The sequence below is a fragment of the Dyella sp. AtDHG13 genome (assembly GCF_003201105.1).
Classification (GTDB): Bacteria; Pseudomonadota; Gammaproteobacteria; order Xanthomonadales; family Rhodanobacteraceae; genus Dyella; species Dyella jiangningensis_B.
Window position 1 is genome coordinate 26,145 of record NZ_QICJ01000014.1, and the last position, 20,567, is coordinate 46,711.

Genomic DNA, 20,567 nt, shown 5'->3' on the forward strand with positions numbered 1-20,567 from the left:
GATTGCGTCGGCTACTGGATTCCGGCCTACGCCGGAATGACGGAGTAGGAGAGACTTGGCTGATTTGTCCATTCGTCGCATGGCTGCCCACCCACGAGCTGTGACAGCCTGTGTCGTCAACGACGGCATCGGTCACACAACCTGATTCCGTTTCTGCTTTCCCCGTTCCCCATCGACAGGAGTGGTTATGGCAAGTCTCGACGGCAAGGTGGCACTCATCACTGGCGCGGCCAGTGGCCTCGGCAAGGCAATCGCCGAGCTCTATGCGAAAAATGGCGCGGCCGTGGCCATCGCCGACATCAACCAGCAGGCCGCCGATGCGGCCGCCGCCGAGATCAACGCGGCGGGCGGCAAGGCCATCGGCATTGCGATGGACGTGACGGACGAAGCGGCCGTCAACGCCGGCACCGACAAGGTGGTCGCCGAGTTCGGTCATTTGGACATCCTGATCTCCAACGCCGGCATCCAGATCATCAACCCCATCGACCAGTTCTCCTACGCGGACTGGAAGAAGATGCTCGCCATCCATCTCGACGGCGGTTTTCTCACCACGCGCGCCGCGCTCAAGCACATGTACAAGGATGATCGCGGCGGCGTCGTGATCTACATGGGCTCGGTGCATTCGCACGAAGCTTCCAAGCTCAAGTCCGCCTACGTCGCCGCCAAGCACGGCCTGCTCGGCCTGGCCCGCACGCTGGCGAAGGAAGGCGCGGCCCACAACGTGCGCTCGCACGTGATCTGCCCCGGCTTCGTGCGCACGCCGCTGGTGGAGAAGCAGATTCCCGAGCAGGCCAAGGAGCTGGGCATCAGCGAGGACGAGGTGATCAAGAACGTGATGCTCAAGGACACGGTGGATGGCGTATTCACCACCGTGGACGACATCGCGCAGACGGCGCTGTACCTGGCGACGTTCCCGTCGGCGGCGCTCACCGGCCAGTCCATCGTGGTCAGCCACGGCTGGTACATGCAGTAAGTCGCTGTGCCCCGTTCCGGCTTTGCCGGAACGGGTGGACCTGCTGTACCCACCGATACCGGTCCGCGCGGGCCACGGCGCACTGTGCGGGCAGGCTGCCAGGAGCACTGCTGCCATGAAGATTGCCGACGTGAAGGCCAACGCCTTCGCCATGCCGTTGACCAGCCCCGCGTTTCCGCTGGGGCCTTACCGTTTCGTCGACCGCGAGTTTCTGGTCATCACCTACCGCACCGACATGGATGCATTGCGCGCCGTGGTGCCTGAGCCGCTGCAGGTGACTGAACCGTTGGTCAAGTACGAATTCATCCGCATGCCTGACTCCACCGGCTTTGGCGACTACACCGAATCGGGCCAGGTCATTCCCGTCAGTTTCGAGGGGCAGCACGGCGGCTATGTGCATTCGATGTACTTGAATGATCATCCGCCGATTGCCGGTGGGCGCGAGCTGTGGGGCTTTCCCAAGAAACTCGCCAGTCCTGTGCTGGAAACCGAGATCGACACGCTGGTCGGCACGCTCGATTACGGCAAGGTGCGCGTGGCCAAGGGCACCATGGGCTTCAAGCATCGCGCAGCGGATCACCAGGCCGTGCTGGCCTCGCTGGCCGCGCCCAACTTCCTGCTCAAGATCATCCCGCACGTGGACGGAACGCCGCGCATCTGCGAGCTGGTTCGCTACTACACCACCAACGTCACCCTCAAAGGCGCCTGGACCGGGCCGGGCGCGCTGGAACTGCACCCGCACGCGCTAGCCCCGGTGGCGGAGCTGCCGGTGTTGAAGGTGGAGTCGGCGATGCATTTCATCACCGACCTGACCCTCGACCTGGGCACCGTGGTGTACGACTATCTGGCCCATTGAGCGCCGAGGCTCCGTATGGACGTCCGCAAGAAATCATCGGAATCGAAGCCGGCGGATCGCGAACGGCTGCGACAGCTGCACGAGCAATACCAAACCACCGCCCTGGTGCTGCAGGGCGGCGGCGCGCTGGGTGCGTACCAGGCCGGCGTATACGAAGCGCTGGATACCGTTGGCATCCGCCCCAACTGGATTGCCGGCATTTCCATCGGCGCGCTCAATGCGGCGGTGATCGCCGGCAACCCGCCGGAGCAACGCGTCGAACGCCTGCGCGAGTTCTGGCGCACGATCACGCGCGAGCCCCTGTTCCCCGTATGGCCCACGCCACCGCTCGACCCAGGCGCGTGGGAGTTGCCCTGGCAGAACGGCCTGAGCGGCTGGGCCGCATGGCGCGCGCTGACGGAAGGCCAGCCCGGTTTCTTCACGCCACGCCCGTTTCCGCTGCTGCCGTGGCGCGCCTCGCCGACCACGGCAAGCTGGTACGACACCGCGCCGTTGAAGACCACGCTGGAGCGCCTGGTCGATTTCGACCGCATCAACCACAAGACCGCCATGCGCGTGTCGGTGGGCGCGGTTAACATCCGCACCGGCAACTTCGCCTACTTCGACAACACCGAAGGCCCGCTGCGCGTCGAGCACTTCATGGCGTCCGGCGCGTTGCCGCCGGGCTTCCCGGCCATCGAGATCGATGGCGAGTTCTACTGGGACGGCGGCATGGTTTCCAACACGCCGCTCTACAAGGTGCTGTCCGATGCCTCGTGTCGCGACTCGCTGATCTTCCAGGTCGACCTGTGGAGCGCGCGCGGACAGGTGCCGTGCGACCTGGCCGAGGTCACCTCGCGCGCCAAGGACATCCAGTATTCCAGCCGCACGCGCCTGATCACCGAATACATGGCGCAACGCCAGCGCCAGCAGCGCATACTGCACGACCTGATGGCCCTGGTGCCGGAAGACCAGCGCAAGCACCGCGCCTACCGCCAGGCGGAGATCTACTCCAACAGCGCGGTGGTGAACCTGTTCCACCTGATTTACCGCAACAAGCCGTACGAAGGGCATTACAAGGACTACGAATTCAGCGTCGACAGCATGCGCCAGCACTGGAGCAGCGGCCTGGAAGACATGCAGAGCACGCTGGACGAACCGCAGTGGTTCGACAAGCCGACGCCTGAGCACCCCTTCGTGACGCACGACGTCCACAGTGAAGATTGACCCTGCAGGAAACTCCATGACACTCAAGGCAGCATTTATCGGACTCGGCGCCATGGGCACGCCGATGGCCGGCCACCTCAAGGCCCACGGCCTGCTCCATGCCGTCGCCAGCCGCACGCAATCCAATGCCGACGCCGTGGCGAAGGAGCTCGGTGTTGCCGCGCCATCGCTGGCGGACATCGCCCAGCAGTGCGACGTGATCGCGCTGTGCGTCACCGCCGACGCCGACGTGCTCGGCACCGTCGATGCGCTCGCTCCGCACCTGAAGAAAGGCGCCATCGTGGTGGACCACTCCACCGTCGCGCCGGATACCGCCAAGCAGGCCGCGGCCAAGCTGGCGGCGGTCGACGCGCATTTCCTCGACGCGCCGGTGTCCGGCGGCGTGGAAGGCGCGAAGAACGGCAAGTTGTCCGTCATGGTCGGCGGCGATGCGGAAGTGCTCGAACGCGCACGCCCCGTGCTGGAAGCCTACGCGTTGCGCATCACGCACCTGGGCGATGTGGGCGCGGGACAGGCCACCAAGGCGGTGAACCAAGTACTCGTCGCGGGCATCGCGCAAGGCGTATGCGAAGGCCTCGCCCTCGCCGAAGCCCTGGGTCTGGACCCCGAACGCCTGCTGCCCACGCTCGGCGCCGGCGCGGCCGGCAACTGGTTCCTCGAAAAACGCGGCGCCACCATGCTGCGCAATGAGTTCAGCGTCGGCTTCAAACTCGGCCTGCTGCACAAGGACCTCGGCATCGTCCGCCGCATCGCCGAAAGCGCCGGCACCAACCGCAGCGTGATCGAACGCTCGCTGGCGGACTACGCGGAGCTGATGAGCCAGGGTTACGGCGATGACGACATCTCTGGATTGATTCGGTTGAAGCGCAAGGGTTGATGCCATGTGGCAGGTAAAAGGGCCGCACTCTGTGTGGCCCTTTTGCGTTCGGTGACCGCCTCCCGTCTTAGAGCCTGTTCAAAATCTCGCATGAACGCCTATACCCCCTCACCGTCATTCCGGCGCAGGCCGGAATCCAGTAACGGTGGTGGTCGGTTATCGCGTGACGTCAAAAGCCTTTGGCGCTTCCGCGAAAGCCGCACATAGAAGTCACTGGATTCCGGCCTGCGCCGGAATGACGGTGAGGGGAATGAATTTTTGCGAAGTTTTTGAACAGGCTCTTAGGCATATATCAGCCAGACAGGCATCATCTGGCGCTGCCATCGGGCAAGCCAAAAACTCACACAAACAAGAGAAAACCTGACAGCCGAGATAAGACCCGTCTGATGTGGCCCATTCGCCCACGTATCTAAGCTTCCCACCGCCTTCAAGCGCTGCGGCTTCACTCCCCCCGATCCGGCAGGACCGCCGCGCTTGAAGGTGCTGTACGTGGGGAGGCGTGGCTGCAACAAGACAGTCCCGAAGGGACGCGCCTTTCATTTCTAGTTGATGCACGAGCGGACCGTGACACCGTCGCGGCCCGCCGGTGCTCGTTGTGGAAAGGCGTGTTTGTGGTTCAGGAAGAGAACAAATCATGTCACTGGTGGTCGTGGCTTGTGCTGCTCGGCTTGTGGGTCCCGGCATGGGCATCGGCGCAGACCTTCGATACGTCAGCGCAGGAGCTCCTGCGCCAGCAAGAGCGTGAGCGCGCACTGCGCGAGCAGCAGCAGAACACGCCCGACGTGCGCCTGCCCACGCCTGCCGAAGCACCGGCAAGCGTCATTCCCGGCAACGAAAGTCCCTGTTTTCCCATCCAGCGTATCCGCCTGGAGGGTGACGATGCGGCAGCGTTCCAGTGGGCGCTGAAAGCCGCCAATGCGCCCCATGATCGTGCTGTCGGGCGCTGCCTGGGCACGGCGGGCGTCAACGTGGTGATGAAGCGCGTGCAGAACGCCATCGTGGCGCGTGGCTATGTCACCACGCGCGTGCTCGCGAAGCCGCAGGACCTGCACGCCGGCGTGCTGACCTTGACCGTGGTGCCGGGGCGCATCCGTGCGATCCGCTTTACGCCGGACAGCGATGTCCGCGCCACCTCCTGGCGGGATGCGTTGCCGGCCCGCCCCGGCGATGTGCTCAACCTGCGCGACATCGAGCAGGCACTGGAAAACTTCAAGCGCGTGCCGACGGCCGACGCGGACATCCGCATCGTGCCCGCCGATGGCGACGCCAAGGCCGGCGAAAGCGACCTGCTCATCGCGTGGAAACAATCCTCGCCCATGCGCCTGGCCGTCACGCTGGACGACTCCGGCAGCCAGGCCACCGGCAAGATTCAGGGCGGCACCACGCTGTCGCTGGACAACCTGCTGACCTGGAACGACCTGTTCTACGCCAACCTCGGCCAGGGCGTGCTGGACGGCGACCGCAAAGGCACGCGCAGCTACACGCTGCATTACGACGTGCCCTACGGCTACTGGCAGCTCGGTGCCACCGCGAGCAGCTACAACTATCACCAGACGGTGGCCGGTTACGCCCAGGACTACGTCTACAGCGGCACCAGCCACAACGCCGACGTGCGCCTCAGCCGCCTGCTCTACCGCGACGCCACCATCAAGCTGACGGCTTATGCGCGCGCATGGGAGCGCGATTCCAACAACTTCATCGACGACACCGAAGTGCTGGTGCAACGCCGTCGCCAGGGTGGCTGGGAAGCGGGATTCAACTACAAGCAGTTCATCGGCACCGCCACGCTCGACGCCAACGCAGGCTACCGTCGCGGCACCGGCGCCTTCAACGCATTGCATGCGCCAGAGGAAATGTTTGGCGACGGCACCTCGCGCCCGAAGATCGTCACCGCAGACGCCCAGCTCACCGCGCCCTTCCAGTGGGGCAACCAGCGCTTCCGCTACATCGGCAGCTGGCGTGCGCAATGGAACCAGAACCTGCTCGTTCCGCAAGACCGCTTCGCCATCGGCGGCCGCTACACCGTGCGCGGTTTCGATGGCGAGCTGCAGCTCACCGGCGATCGCGGCTGGCTGATCCGCAACGACCTCGGCTGGATGGTGGGCGCCGGGCAGGAACTGTACCTGGGCGCCGACGTGGGCCACGTCGGCGGACAACCCACGCCGTGGGAGCTGGGCCAGACGCTGGCCGGCGCCGTGCTCGGCCTGCGCGGCGGCTGGCGGGGTTTCGCGTGGGATGTCTTCGTCGGCGCACCCGTCAGCAAGCCGCATGGCTTCCCCACCGCCAACCCCACCACCGGTTTCAGCGTGAGCTGGTCGCTCTGACCCGCGCGCCCTCCCATTTCTCGTCGCTATCTGCCTGCTGCACCGTCTTCAAAGGAAGTGTCGGATGAACAAGCACCTCTACCGCATCGTTTTCAACCGCGCCCTTGGCCTGCTCCAGGCCGTGTCGGAGCTGGTTCGCCGTCCGGGACGTGGCGCATCGCGAAGCGATGGCCTCGTGGCGGTAACGGTGCGACCGGTCAGCCTTGGTCTGTGGGCCGCGTTCGGCTGGATAGGCATCGCTTCCGTAGCCAGCGCGCAGATAACCTCCGACATGCATGCGCCGGGCAATCAGCGGCCCACGGTGATGGGCTCATCCAATGCCGCGCCGTTGATCAACATCACCACGCCGAGCAAAGCCGGCGTCAGCCGCAACACGTACAGCGATTTCAACGTTGGCCGCGACGGCGCCGTGCTCAACAACTCGCGTACGAATACGGCCACCCAGCTGGCCGGCACGGTGGCGGGCAATCCCTGGCTCGCCACCGGCACCGCCAAGGTGATCCTCAACGAAGTCAACGGGCCGAATCCCAGCGCGCTCAATGGCGTCATCGAAGTGGCCGGCGACCGTGCGCAGGTGATCGTCGCCAACCCCGCAGGTATCTCGTGCGACGGTTGCGGCGTGATCAACGCCAACCGCTTCACGCTTACCACCGGCACACCCATCCTCAACGGTGGCGCGCTCGATGGCTACCGCGTGTCCGGTGGCACGGTCCAGGTCAACGGCAAGGGCCTGGATGCAACGAGCGCGGACTACACCGACATCATCGCTCGCGCCGTGCAGGTGAACGGTAGCATCTGGTCGCCACAGTTGCAGGTGACCACCGGCGCCAACGAGGTGAGCGCGGACCACACGCAGGTCACCGCCATCAACGGCACCGGCGACAAGCCCGCCTTTGCGCTGGACGTCAGTGCGTTGGGCGGTATGTACGCGAACAAGATCGTGCTGCTGGGCACCGAACACGGCGTGGGTGCGCGCAACGCGGGCAGCATCGGCGCGCAAGCGGGCGATCTCGTGGTGACCGTCGACGGCCGGCTGGAGAACACCGGCTCATTGCAATCGCAGGCGAATACGCAGATTGCCGCGAGCGGCGGTGTCAGCAACGCGAAGATGATCAGCGCCTCGCGCGAGCTGACCATCTACACCCCGGCCGATGTCGATAACAGCGGTGGCACCTTGAATGCCGCGCGTGTCGCCGTGGACGCGGCCTCGCTGCGCAACGCTGGCGGCACCATCGAGCAGACCGGCTCGCAGGGCATGTCGCTGGACGCCGGTGCGCTGTCCAACCGCAACGGCGGCCGCATTGGCATGGTGCAGGCCGATGCCGGGAGCGGCGGATCAAGTGGTACCCCATCCGATCCTTCTTCCCCGGCAACGGGTACGCCTGGCAATGGCAGCTCCGGCGAAACGCCCGCCACCGGCGGCGACGTTCCTGCCGTTGTGCCACCGGTTCCGCTGGCCGACGGTGTACTGCACATCGCCGGTTTGCTCGACAACGACGGTGGCAACATCCGCGCGGCAGCAGGTTTCGATCTTTCCAGCGGCACCGGCCTTGCCAACGACGGCGGCCAGTTGGCCCTGCGCGCGCTGACGCTGACCGGCGGCAACCTGAGCAATCGTGGCGGCACGCTGGTCATCGATGGCGCGTCCACCGTCCATGCCAATCAGGTGAACAACGACGGCGGACAACTGACGTTTGCCAAGGCTGTCGCGCTTGACGCGCAGGGCCTGTCGAACCGTAGCGGCACGCTCACGCTGGCCGATGCTGCGCCCATGACGCTGACGGTGGCCGGCACGCTGGACAACACCGGCGGCACGCTCGCGAGCCACGCCGGCGCACTCACGCTCAACGCCGGCACGTTTATCAACGAGCGCGGTACGCTCAATCACGCCGGCGCCGACGGCTTCACCTTGCACACCGGTGATTGGCTGGGTGCGAAGGGCTCGGTGGTGACCGGGGGCGCCGCCAACGTCACCGCCGCCACCATCGATCACCAAGGCGCCACCCTCAGCGCCACGCAGCTGACGCTCCACGCGGCGAATCTGGACAACAGCGGCGGTTTCCTCGTCACTTCCGGCGCCACGGACAACACGCTGGACGTCACCGGTACGCTGGACAACGGCAACGGCGGCCGGATCCAGACCGCAGGCGACGTGTCCATCGCAGCCGACACGCTGGGCAATGCCGGCGGCAGCGTGCGTCAGCAAGGGCAGGGCATGCTCGCCATCCAGGCCGGCGCGGTCCAGGGGCGGGGCGGCGAGTTGCTCAGCGCAGGCGGTTTGAGCCTGGCGGGCGGCGCGTTCGATCTGGCGAACGGCACCACGCAGGCGCAGCGCATCGCGGCGAACGTCGATGCGCTCACCACGGCTGGCGGCAGCTTCACCAGTCTGGGCGGCACGCCGCTGCAGCTCACGGTGCAGGGTCTTCTCGACAATAGCGGCGGCACGCTCATCGCCAACGGCGCATGGCAATTTGACGTCGGCGCGCTCACCAACATCGGTGGCCATCTGATCGCGGCCGGCCGCGACGCCTCGCGCATCACCGGCGCCGGCGCGCTCGACAACACGCGTGGCGAGTTGAGCGCCGCGGGCGCCACGACCGTGCACAGCGGCTCGCTGCTCAATCAGGGCGGCCTGCTGCGGGCCACCGACGGCGCACCCTTGACGCTCGCCGTCGATGGCCTGCTGGACAACAGCCAACACGGCCAGGTGCTCAGCAACGGTGACCTCGCCCTCGCCGCGTCCACGCTCGACAACACGCTGGGCAACATCAGCCACGGCGGCAACGGCACGTTGGCCATTCAAGCGTCCACGCTCAACGGGCAGGGCGGCACCATCCTCAGCAAAGGCACGCTCAACCTCACCGGTCTCGCCGTCAACCTGAGCGGCAGCGTGACCCAGGCGCAGACCATCACGGTCGTTGCCAATGCCCTGGACAACTCGGGCGGTGCGACGCTGCATGCGCTGGGTAGCGATCCGTTGACGTTGCGCGTGCGCGGTACGCTGAACAACCGCGACGGCAACATCGTCAACGACAACGGCGCGCTGCAACTCGGCGCCGGCGCACTCATCAATACCGGCGGCCACCTGACCGCGAATGGGAACGGCGCCACCGACATCACGGTCGCCCGCCTGTTCGACAACACGCGCGGTGAACTCACCGTCATGGGCGCCACCACGATTCACGGCGGCACCCTCGTCAACCAAGGCGGCACGCTCCAGGTGGGCAATGGCGCTGCGCTGCGCATCCAGGCCAATGGCCTGCTCGACAACAGCGCCAAGGGCAACATCACGTCCACCGGCGACCTCACCGTCAACGCGTCCATGCTCGACAACACGGGCGGCGGCATCTGGCACACCGGCCAGGGCACGGCCGCCGTCACGGCCAACACGCTCAACGGCCAAGGCGGCACCATCGCCAGCGAGGGCGCGCTCGTGCTCACCGGCGGTGCGGTCGATCTGCGTGGCGCCACCACCCAGGCGCAGACCATCACCGTCAACGCCGACACCCTCGATCACTCGGGCGCCGCCATGCTGCATGCGTTGGGCGGCGAGCCGCTGACATTGCGCGTGCGCGGCACGCTGAACAACAGCGGCAGCTGGATCGTCAACGACCAGGGTGCGCTGCAACTCAGCGCGGGCGCCTTCACCAATACCGGCGGCAAAGTCTGGCTCTTTGGCACCGGCGCCACGGATATCGCCGTGGCAGGCGTGTTCGACAGCACGCGCGGTGAGTTGAGCACCAAGGGTGCCACCACCGTGCACGCCGGTGACCTGATCAACCAAGGCGGCGTGATCCAGGTGGACGGCGATGCCGCGCTCAGCCTCACTGCGGACGGCCTGCTGGACAACAGCCAGCAAGGCAAGGTGATCGCCACCGGCGACCTCACTGTCCACGCGGCCACGCTCGACAACACGCAAGGCGCCATGCAGCACGCAGGTCAAGGCGTCGCCACGATCACCGCCGGCACGCTCCACGGACAAGGCGGCACCCTGGCCAGCAACGGCGCGCTCACCCTCACCGGCGGCGCGTTCGACCTGCGTGGCGCCACCACCCAGGCGCAAACCATCAGCATCGACGCCACCTCGCTGGACCACACGGCAGGGGCCACGCTGCAAGCACTCGGCAGCGACGCGCTGACGGTGCGCGTGCGCGACACGCTCGACAACAGCGGCAGCAAGATGCTTACCAACGGCGCGCTGATGCTCAGCGCCGAGTCGCTGCGCAACCAGGGCGGCATTCTCTCGGCCGCGGGCAGCGGCGCTTCCGCTCTGTCGATCCGTGGCGTGTTCGACAACAGTGCGGGCGGCCTGCTGGCAACCACCGGCACCACCACGCTGCATGCCGGTTCGCTCGACAACACGGCGGGCGTCATCCAGGCAGCGAGTAGCGACGTACTCACCGTCACGACCGATGGAGCGCTGATCAACGACCAGGGCACGCTGGTGACCAATGGCGCGCTGGCGCTCACGGCGGGCGCCATGAACAACCATGGCGGCACCGTGCAGGCCCAGCAGGCCATGGGCGTCAACGTGGCCGGGTCGTTGGACAACAATGGCGGCGCCATGGTGGCCGGCGGCGACCTTGCCGTGAAGGCGCAATCGCTGTTCAACCGCGACACGCTTTCCTCCGACGCCTCGGCCACGCCGCTCGGCCTCTATGGCCAGCGCGTCACGCTGGATGCGGCCACCCTCGACAACAGGCAAGGCCACGTGCAGGCGCGCGATGCGTTGAACGTCACGGCGAGCACGCTCACCAACGTCGGCGGCGTGCTCGACGGCACGGGGCTCGTCAACGTGGCGGCCGCCACGCTCGACAACACACGCGGCCAGCTGGTGCAGCGTGGTGATAGCGGCGTACTCACGGTCGATATCAGCCAGTCGCTGACCAACGCCGCCGGCGGCCTGATCGGCGCCGAAGGCACGGCCAACCTCCAGGCGGGCCTCATCGACAACAGCGGCGGCACGACCTTCGCGCGGCACGGCCTGAACCTCGTTAGCCACGGCGATCTGCTCAACCGCAATGGCGGCCAGCTTCAAGCCAACGGCTCGCTCACCCTCAACGCCCAGGGCACGCTGGACAACAGCGGCGGCAGCATCGATGCCACGCAAGCCGCCGCGATCAGCGCCAACGTCATCAGCAACGTCGGCGGCCAGATCCTCGCAGGTAACAGCGGCAGCCCCGATGCTGGCCTCACCATGGCTTCGGCCAATGGCATCGACAACCGTGGCGGCACGCTGGGCAATCGCGGTGGCGACGTCACGCTGCAAGCGGCCGGTGTCGACAACAGCGCCGGTGGCACCCTGGTCGCCCAGCGCGACCTGATCCTGGATGGCGTGGCATCGCTCACCAACACCGGCGGCACCACGTATGCCACGCGCAACTTAAGTGTTCAGAACGCCAATGCCACCCTGGACAACACCGGCGGCACGTTGCTCGGCGCGGGCGGCACCGCCTGGCTGAATCTTGCCACGCTCACCAACAGCGGCGGCCACGTGCAGGCCGACACGCTGTGGCTCACCACGCCCGTGCTCACCAACGACGGCGGCGACATCGGCGCCAACCAACTGCACGCCACGCTCACCACTCTCAACGGCCTGGGCACGCTGCATGGCACCGACGCGCTGGATGTGCACTTTCTCGGTGACTACACCCACCTCGCCGGCCAGCAGTTGCAGAGCGACGGCACGCTGACGCTCACCGTGGACGGCACCCTGACCAACCAGGGCACTTTGCAGACGCAAGGCGAGCTGGATGTCACCGCCGCGCAGCTGATCAACCAGCGCACCATCAACGCCAGCAACACCGACGGCACCGCCCGCGCCACGCTCAACGTCGCCGGCCGCATCGACAACCAGGCCGGCGCATCCATCGAGGCCGACACGCTGACGCTCAACGCCACCGACGTCACCAACACCAGCAGCCAGGGCATTACCGGCAACGCGGTGCGCATCAACGCCGACACCCTCACCAACGGCCGCGACCTGGGGCAAGCCGATGCCGCGCAGGCCTATGGCGAAGGCTTTATCGGCGCCGCGCAAACGCTGGAGCTGCGCATCGCCCAACACCTCGCCAACCTCGACGGCGATATCTACAGCGGCGGCGACCTTGCTATCGCCGGCCGCGCGGACGGTACGCGCGTAGCCACGCTGGACAACGTCTCCGGCCGCATCCAGGCCGATGGCGATGGCCGCATCGCCGCCGACACCATCAACAACCGTCGCCGCGTAGTGGAAACCGAGCAGTACACGCTCAGCGCCGACGAGCAGTACGCGCTCAGCTCCGAGCGGCAGTACGACGCTGTCTACGCCTCGCTGAGCCCGGCAGAGCAGCAGGCGCTGGCCAATATGGGGCAGAACCCCCCGAAACCGTCAGGTCTCTCGGCGGCCGACGAGCGTGCCCTCTTTGCGAAGCTTGGTTGGGTGCATGTCGACGATGCTTCCGCCATTGATCCGGCGCTCAAGACCGCGTTGGATACCACCTACCGCAACCGCGCAGTCAACGAGTTCGGTCTCAAGGATGGCTATTTCATCGGGCCGGTCGCGGCCGACGTCAAACAGTTCGATACCTACCTCACCGGCACGCGCGTGACCCGTGCCAGCGCCGACAGCCAGATCCTCACGGGCGGCAATCTCGATATCGACCTGGGCACGCACCTCACCAACTTCGCCTCCACCATCGCGGCCACCGGCGACCTGACCATCAACGGCCAGCACAACGACGGCAGCGCCGACGCGCGCATCGACAACATCGCCATCACGGGCTCCTACACGGGTGAGCGCACTACCACGGCGTGGACGCGAGAAGGCGCGCCTGCTGCATACCAAAAGACCGATGGCAGCTGGGCCACCAACCCCGCCGCACAAGAAGAAGGCTCGGTCACGCAGGACATGACTTTTGCTGGCCCTGTGCTCGTAGCCGCCACCATCAGCGGCCGCAACGTTTCACTCAGCGGCCACGACGTCACCAACACCGCCGTGGCTGCCAGCGGCGGCATCACCACCTGGAGTGGCGACAATCTCGCCGGCCCCGGCAGCACCGCGCTGGACGTCGCCACGAACGCGCAAGTCGGCCGCGCCAATGGCGCCGATGGCGCACATGGCACCACCGTCAGCGGCGGCAACGACGTGGGCGGCGTGCAACGCCAAGCCGTCAACGGCATCGGCAGCGTGGACCGCACCCAAGGCAAGGCCGTCAACGGCGCGGGCACCGTCGCCGGCGCCGGCGCGCAGGTGATCGGCAGCGCCGACCAACCGCTGCCCGGCCTTGTCGCGCCCAGCGGCGGCAGGTACAGCCAAAACGGCGACCCCGCCTCGCCCTTCCTCGTCACCACCGCGCCGCGCTTCGCCACCGGCGCCGTCACCAGCTCCGACTACCTGCTGCGCGCGCTGGGCCAGGACCCCGGCAATATCCATAAGCGCCTGGGCGACGCCTACGTCGAGCAGAACCTGGTGCTCGACCAGCTACTGCAACTCACCGGCCGCCGCGTGATCAACGGCGGCGACGGCCTGGCGCAATACCAGGCGCTGATGGACGGCGCCGCCGCCGAGGCCGCCCGCCAGGGCCTGCAATTGGGCGCCCCGCTCACCGCCTCGCAGATCGCCGCGTTGTCCTCCGACATCGTATGGCTGGTGGATCAGGTGGTGGACGGCCAGCACGTGCTGGTGCCCGTGGTGTACCTGAGCAAGCACACCGCCGAGCGCCTGCGCTCAGACGGCGCACTCATCGCCGGCGACAACGTCGACCTCAAGGCCAGCGGCACCGTGCGCAACGACGGCACCATCACCGGCACGCAGAACGTCACGATCAGCGCCGACACGCTGATCAACCGCCACGCCATCAAGGCCGGCGACCAGCTCGCCATCGCCACGCGCAACGACACGCTCAACCTCGGCACGCTCAGCGGCAACGCCGTGGGCATCGTGGCGGGCGGCAGCGTGATCAATGCGCCGGCGTTCGACGGCGTTGCCGCCCACGGCGGCACCATCACCGCCGGCACCGGCGGCGTGCAGATCGTCGCCGTCAACGACGTGATCAACCAGGGCAAGATCGAAAGCCAAGGCAACGCCAACATCGTCGCCGGCCGGGACTACGTGCAGAACGCCGCCGTGTCCTCCAGTACGGCACACGCCGCTGCCGGCAGCTTGAGCGCCAACGGCAACGCCGCTGTCATCGCCGGTCGTGATGCCATTTTCGACCAAAGCACATTAAGCGCCGGCAAGGTCGCCTACATCGACGCGGGACGCGACGCCGCATTCAACGCCGCCACCGTGAGTGGGGGCACCGGTGTCGGCGTCGTCGCCGGGCGCGACATCGTCAGCACCACGGTCACCGACCACAGCGCTTCGGGGCAATTTACCCGGAACGGCAAGAACTGGTCATCCACCACCACCACTGACGACACCGTGCGCGGCAGCACCTTCACCAGCGGTGGTGATGTCACCATGCAAGCGGGCAGGGACATCAGTCTCACCGCTGCCAACGTCAACGCCGAGGGTGCCGTAGGCATCAGCGCCGGGCGCGACATCAACCTCGGTGCCGGCCAGAACACCCACACCGAAACCACCGACAGCCGCAGCAAGCACGGCAACGCCAAAACCACCACGCACAACGAAGCGGACGACACCGACCATGGTCGGCACCACCATCAGCGGCGCTCAAGGCGTCGCGATGAACGCCGGCCAGGACATCAACGCCCTCGCCGCCACCGTCACCAGCAGCGACGGCGCCGTGGTGATGCACGCCGACCGCGACATCAACCTGCTGGCTGGCCAGAACACGCACAGCGAAACCACCGACACCCAAACCACCAAGAAAGGCTTTCTCAACAAGAAAGAAACCACCACCCACGATGCCACCTACGACACGACCGCCGTTGGCACCACGATTAGCGGCAAAGACGGCATCGCCCTCGATGCGGGAAGAAATATCGTGGGCGTGGGCACCACGCTCGAAAGCAGCGCCGGTGGCATCGCAGTGACAGCGGGCGATCAGGTCGCCTTCCTCGCCGCGCAGGACACCCGCACCACCGAGCACAGCGAAAAAGTGCGGCGCTCCGGCATCGAATGGGTGCCCAACCCCAAGCAAGGCACGCAGAAGAAAACCTCCACCACCCAGGATGTCACCGTCCAGGGCAGCACCCTCGATGCCAAGGGCCCCATCGTCGTGGTGAGCGGCGGCGACCAGACCTATCAGGCCGCCAACATCAAGAGCGACACCGGCACAGCTCTCGTGAGCGGCGGCGCCATCAACTTCGAAACCGCCACGCAAAGCGAAAGCTACACACGCGATTCCAGCAAGCACAACGTCGCCTATCAGGCGCAGGACCATCGCCAGCGCCTGGACACCACGGAAGTCCAGACAAGCATCAGTGGTCCCGTCACCATGGCCGCTACCGATGGCATCAACATCAGCGTGGGACAAAAGAAGGGCGAAACGCAGAACGACGCCATCGCACGCGCGGCGCAGCAGCGCGAAGGCACGCAGTGGATCGGTGAGGCGAAGAACAACGCCAACGTCAACTTCCAGAGCGTGGATGAGCAGCATGTCGATGAGCACCAACACCACGAAGGGCTGACGCCGGCAGCGGCTATGGTGGTGACGGTGGCGGTTACCGCTGCCACCGCCGGCACCGCGAGTGCGGCGGTCGGTAGCACGCTGGGCGCCGGCGGCGGAACCTTCGCGGCGGGTACGGCCGCCACAGCCACGACCGCTGCCACCGCTGCGGGCGTCGGCAATGTCATTGCGACTGGCGCTATCACCGGTGCTGTCAGCGGTGCGGTCAATGCTGGCGTGCAGGGCTACGACATCGGGCCTGCTGCGTGGAAGGGCTTCTATACCGGTGCGATCAGTGCAGGCGTCTTCTATGGCGCCGGCGAGCTAGGCGTAGCCAATAACTGGGCTGACGGTACTTGGCAAAAGACGGGCCTGCACATGGCGGCGGGTGGCATCAGTAACAGCGCTGCGGGTGGCAGCTTCCTCAATGGCGCCATCAGCGGCGGCTTTGCGGAATGGAGTAGCCCGTACTTGAATGAAATGGGAGGGGGCCAGTGGACACAGACGATGGGTCATGCCGGTGCTGGCGCGATAGCGTCGTGGATCACCGATGGCAACGTAGGTCAGGGCGCGTTGACTGGTGCTGCGGGATATCTGTTCAACCAAACAGTACACGATTTGCTCGGACTAAAAACCAATCAAGTCGTCACCGAACAAGCCAAACAAGATGTGATCGATGAATACATTGATCCGGCGGCAGCGACATGGAACGGGTTTGTTGACGCCTCTACACCAAATCAAGGGAACCCCAAGCAAGGTTGGTACCTTAATTCGCTACTGTTAGGCGACGTTTCTATATCCGCTTCTGGAATGGCCGGATATGCTGGAGGTGTTCAAGGAACCTTAGGGCTTTACAACGCCGCCAGCAGCATTGGTGTCTCGCCCGTATCGTATGGATGGCGCGCATCGGCTGATGTCAATATTCTGACGTTTGGATACAACGGGAAAACCAGTGTGCCGATGGAGTTCAAGGGCTCCGCGTCGATATACGACTCCTTAGGATTGACCATTTCTGGGACATACTCGCCACCATACAACTTCAGCTTTTCAATTGATGCTGGTCCTGGTGTAGGCGGCGGCGTTCACTATGGTGAAATCAATAAGCCGGTATCGCCACCTAAAGTACAGGTCCCTCGTCAACGACAGGATTATTATCAATAATTTGGGATGTTGAGCTTTCATTTTTCGCGAAGGCCATTAGTGTCAATCCTGAAAGTTCGGAGAAAATGCTTGCCATGATAATAATTATGCATCGAATATTTTCGATTGTATTCATAATATGCGTGGTGCTGAATATTGTCTTGGGCTTTCATATAAGCAACGGTATAAAAAGTAATTTCCATTCCTATTGGAAAGAAATTGGTGGCCCGAGTAACTTAGATCCTCGGGGGCAGTTGGTTTACATGAAATTGTTTTTTAACAAGAAAACGCTGCCCAGAGAGATTTTGCAGCGTTACTCTACTCCCATATCCCTATTGGTCGCAGCTCGCGTCATTGGGTTGCTGTGTTTTCTCCTGATTATAATATTGGCAATTGCCTTCCCCGAAATGTTCAGTCGGCCTCACTGATGCCATTTGAATTGATCTTCAGAGCTAACTGCATGATGCTTTCTTCCCTAGGCCGTCGAGCACAACTCACCACGTTCTGCGTGCTTACTGTGCTCTTAAGTGGCTGCGCAATACCCGAGCGCGTCAATACTGATGACGCCCGTGTGACGCAGTTCTTTGGCAGTTATGACATTGTCGACAAAGTACAGGTAGAAAAGGACTTTGCTAACTACGCCCGCGTAACAGTTGGTCGATCCAACGCCGACGACCTCTTTTTGTTGACGTTTTGGCTGCCAAATGGACGTCCGGGCAAGGTCAACATTTTAAAAGGATGTAGATTTGGTGGCCCTGTTGCTTCGAGCATTCCTGTGAAGGACATTTTTTGCCAGAGGGATGACCCCAGTACTCTTACAGACCTTGTGGCGTTTAACTATGCATCTGAGCCGTATGAGCTGAAGTCAACCGTCATGCTGAAGGTACCGAGCGATAAGCCTTTGCAGGTTAATGACGGTTTTGCGTTGACATACACAATTGGTACGGTTCAGATGCGATTTGCACTCAGGCGGACTGAATGAAGCGTGCAGAATAGACGGCTTTTCGATTTGATGAAGCGCGCGACACGCCGATATAAGGGGTGCTTTCAAAAGAGCTTGGCAGATCAGGAGACGGGCGTCGCATCTCGACGCATTGATCTCTGCAACTTCAGTGTCCCGTCCAAAGCGTCCAAAGCAAAAGCCGTCTCTTTTCTGTTCAACTTTTGCCTGCATGCAGACCAAATAGACGGCTTTTCAATGTCAAGCAACGAGCATCACGCCTGCCAAAGGTGGCGGATTAAGAACCATCCTTATGCCGCACTGCCTTTCAGGCAGCCTGCCCGTGGACACGGTGCCCACGGACAGCCACGGCGAGGATGGTGCTTCTGCCACGCCATGGTGGAAAAACCAACCCGTGATCAAACCAGCCCACGCACTAAGGAATCTCCGCCGCTTGGTGGATTTTGTTCGTCCGCTCCACGCCTCGGCCAGCGTCTGCCATGAAGATGCTCCCGTGCCGTCCCTTACCTAAGGCTACGCCATGACTTCACGCCTGCTTCGCCCTTTCATCCACCTGATTACGTCCACGTTTCTCGCTCTCGGCGCGGGTGTCGGTTGCAGCGCCGTGAAGAACATCTCGCCGCGTTATGAAGAGCCGACCACGGGGCCGCGCGCGCGCCTGCGCGTCGTGGGTCAGGCGCCTCGCGTGTATGCCGCCGACTGTCCGACCAGTGCGGCCAAGCCCTCCGGACGCCTAGCGGATTGGGGTTTTGGGGCCAAACTGGGTAAGCGCAGCCTCGGTATGCCTCGACAGGCTCCATTTGGCGACGACGACTACGCCGAGATATACGTGCCGGCCGAATCGCCCGTGACGATAACATTCGGCATGATGCAGCAATCGGTAGGCAGCATGTACTCCAGGATGTGCAACTCGCGCGTAACCTTCACGCCGCAGTCGGGCCACGACTACGAAGTGCGGCAAGGGGCCGGCGGCTTTTGCATTGATGGCATCGGTGAACTTACGACCACCCCACAAGGCACACGACTCACGCCAGTGGCCATTACGAACCGTCCGTGCGATGGATTCCACCTCTGATAGTTCCTGTCGAGGCGCGGCGGTGTGCTGATACATGGTTCAGGGGACGCCTAGGGATTTGTTGTGAGCGTTGAAACCAGACCTAAAATTTCAGATGGGAGCAATGATTACATTGGACGGTGTCCAACTATGTCGGCCAGAACGGTACTCTCGTCCTCAACACAGTCCTAAACGGCGGTGGCCCGCTGACCAATCAGTTTACGGACCGTGTCTTGGTAGAAGGCAATGCCAATGGCACGACTTATCTGAAGATAAGCGGTTCGGGCACGGGTGCATCAACTGACATCAACGGTAACGGTGTCATGGAGGCGAACGAGGGTATTTCGCTGGCGCAGGTGGCGGGTACGTCATCAGTTGCATCCTTTGCCTTAGCCGGCGGTTACGTTGCTATTGGTCCTTGGCGCTACGACCTTGTCGCCTATCAACCAGGCACGTCTGATGCTGCACAACGTGTAGTGGCGGGGCAGGGAAACAGCTTCTGGGATTACCGTTTACAGAACGCGGTTACACCCGCCCCAACACCAACGCCCACTCCCACACCGGATCCGACGCCCGATCCGGTACCGGCTCCAACTCCAACCCCAACCCCAGACCCCGCTCCTGCGCCACGGCCCGAAGTTGTGCCGCAGGTTCCGGCCTACCTCAGTGCATCGACCGCCATGCTGTCCTATGGATTGCGCAACGTTGGCACGCTGCACGACAGGCTCGGAGAGATCCATGGCGATGCGGTCGCCACACCTGGCAATACGGATGAGTTCTACGCGCGGGTATTCGGCGGCAACTACCAGTACCACAGCAATCGAAGCTTTGATCAGTTCGGCTACGGGTTTGATCAGAACGATCGCGGTATCCAGATCGGTGGCACGTGGTTGCGGATGGACGGCGACAAGTCGACGTTCCGACTGGGCATGTACGGCAGCACGGGTACGTCGCATATCACGCCGCAAGCGATCGATGGCAGCAGTGCCATGCGCATGAATGCGAGCAGCGTGGCGGCCACGGGCACGTATGTGCATGGAAGCGGCTTCTATCTGGATGGAGTGGTGGCGCGCAATTACTACAGTACGCGCGTTGATACGGCCTATCGCGGTTATGACATGGCCACGATGAAGACGCACGGATGGACGTACTCGCTGGAAGGCGGCTATCCGTTTGTGTTCGGCAACAACGTACGCATGGAGCCGCAGGCACAGGTGATCTATCAGTCCCTGAAAACCGGCGATTTCAATGATGCCGATGGCCTGCGCGTCACATCGAGGAATACTGGTGCGTGGCTGGGTCGCGTAGGAGCAAACGTGGGCAAGACGTTTGTTACCGGCACCGGCCAGCGCTGGAGCCCGTGGATGCGCGTGAACTACCTATGGAGCTCGGGTAGCGCGAGCAACGTCACCGTCGCCAGCGACGCCTGGGGTGTCAGCAATACCTTCACCTCAGGCAGCTGGGGCCAGGCGTGGCAGCTGGGGGCTGGCGTCACGGGAGCGTTGACACCTGCGGTTTCGGTCTATGCCAATGCCGACTACCAGGTCGATGCAGGCGGTGCCGGTGAACAGGGTTGGAGCGCGGGCATGGGTGTGCGCTGGCAATTCTGACCCCGCGAAGAC

General features: G+C 64.1%; 9 protein-coding genes and 1 pseudogene. All 10 read left to right on the forward strand.

The genetic code is table 11. The annotated features are described in order from the left end of the window. Positions 1 to 187: 187 nt before the first annotated feature. The gene (locus BDW41_RS19745; protein WP_074551730.1) at positions 188 to 973 is read left to right on the forward strand and encodes a 3-hydroxybutyrate dehydrogenase; all 786 of its coding nucleotides are present in this window, start codon (positions 188 to 190) and stop codon (positions 971 to 973) included. Between the two features lie 115 nt (positions 974 to 1,088). Next, on the forward strand, positions 1,089 to 1,829 hold the full coding sequence (locus tag BDW41_RS19750; protein ID WP_074551728.1) for an acetoacetate decarboxylase: 741 nt from the start codon (positions 1,089 to 1,091) through the stop codon (positions 1,827 to 1,829). 15 nt (positions 1,830 to 1,844) lie between these two features. Continuing rightward, positions 1,845 to 3,035, forward strand: coding sequence for a patatin-like phospholipase family protein (locus BDW41_RS19755; protein WP_074551727.1), 1,191 nt, complete (start codon positions 1,845 to 1,847; stop codon positions 3,033 to 3,035). Positions 3,036 to 3,051: 16 nt separating this feature from the next. Further along, a complete protein-coding gene (locus BDW41_RS19760; RefSeq protein ID WP_074551725.1) occupies positions 3,052 to 3,912 on the forward strand; it encodes an NAD(P)-dependent oxidoreductase in 861 nt (286 codons plus the stop codon). 656 nt (positions 3,913 to 4,568) lie between these two features. After that, a complete protein-coding gene (locus BDW41_RS19765; RefSeq protein WP_074551723.1) occupies positions 4,569 to 6,236 on the forward strand; it encodes a ShlB/FhaC/HecB family hemolysin secretion/activation protein in 1,668 nt (555 codons plus the stop codon). Between the two features lie 64 nt (positions 6,237 to 6,300). After that, positions 6,301 to 14,823, forward strand: a pseudogene (locus BDW41_RS23795) (filamentous hemagglutinin N-terminal domain-containing protein); the annotation flags it as partial. A 43-nt stretch (positions 14,824 to 14,866) separates the two neighbouring features. Further along, positions 14,867 to 16,951, forward strand: coding sequence for a hemagglutinin repeat-containing protein (locus BDW41_RS19775; protein ID WP_074551720.1), 2,085 nt, complete (start codon positions 14,867 to 14,869; stop codon positions 16,949 to 16,951). Between the two features lie 439 nt (positions 16,952 to 17,390). After that, positions 17,391 to 17,912 (forward strand): hypothetical protein, encoded by a 522-nt coding sequence (locus tag BDW41_RS23240; RefSeq protein WP_146217391.1) that lies wholly within the window; start codon positions 17,391 to 17,393, stop codon positions 17,910 to 17,912. Positions 17,913 to 18,411: 499 nt separating this feature from the next. Further along, complete coding sequence (locus BDW41_RS19780; protein ID WP_074551718.1) at positions 18,412 to 18,966, forward strand: hypothetical protein; 555 nt, start codon at positions 18,412 to 18,414, stop codon at positions 18,964 to 18,966. A 119-nt stretch (positions 18,967 to 19,085) separates the two neighbouring features. Beyond that, the gene (locus tag BDW41_RS19785; RefSeq protein ID WP_083337774.1) at positions 19,086 to 20,555 is read left to right on the forward strand and encodes an autotransporter outer membrane beta-barrel domain-containing protein; all 1,470 of its coding nucleotides are present in this window, start codon (positions 19,086 to 19,088) and stop codon (positions 20,553 to 20,555) included. Positions 20,556 to 20,567: the final 12 nt, after the last annotated feature.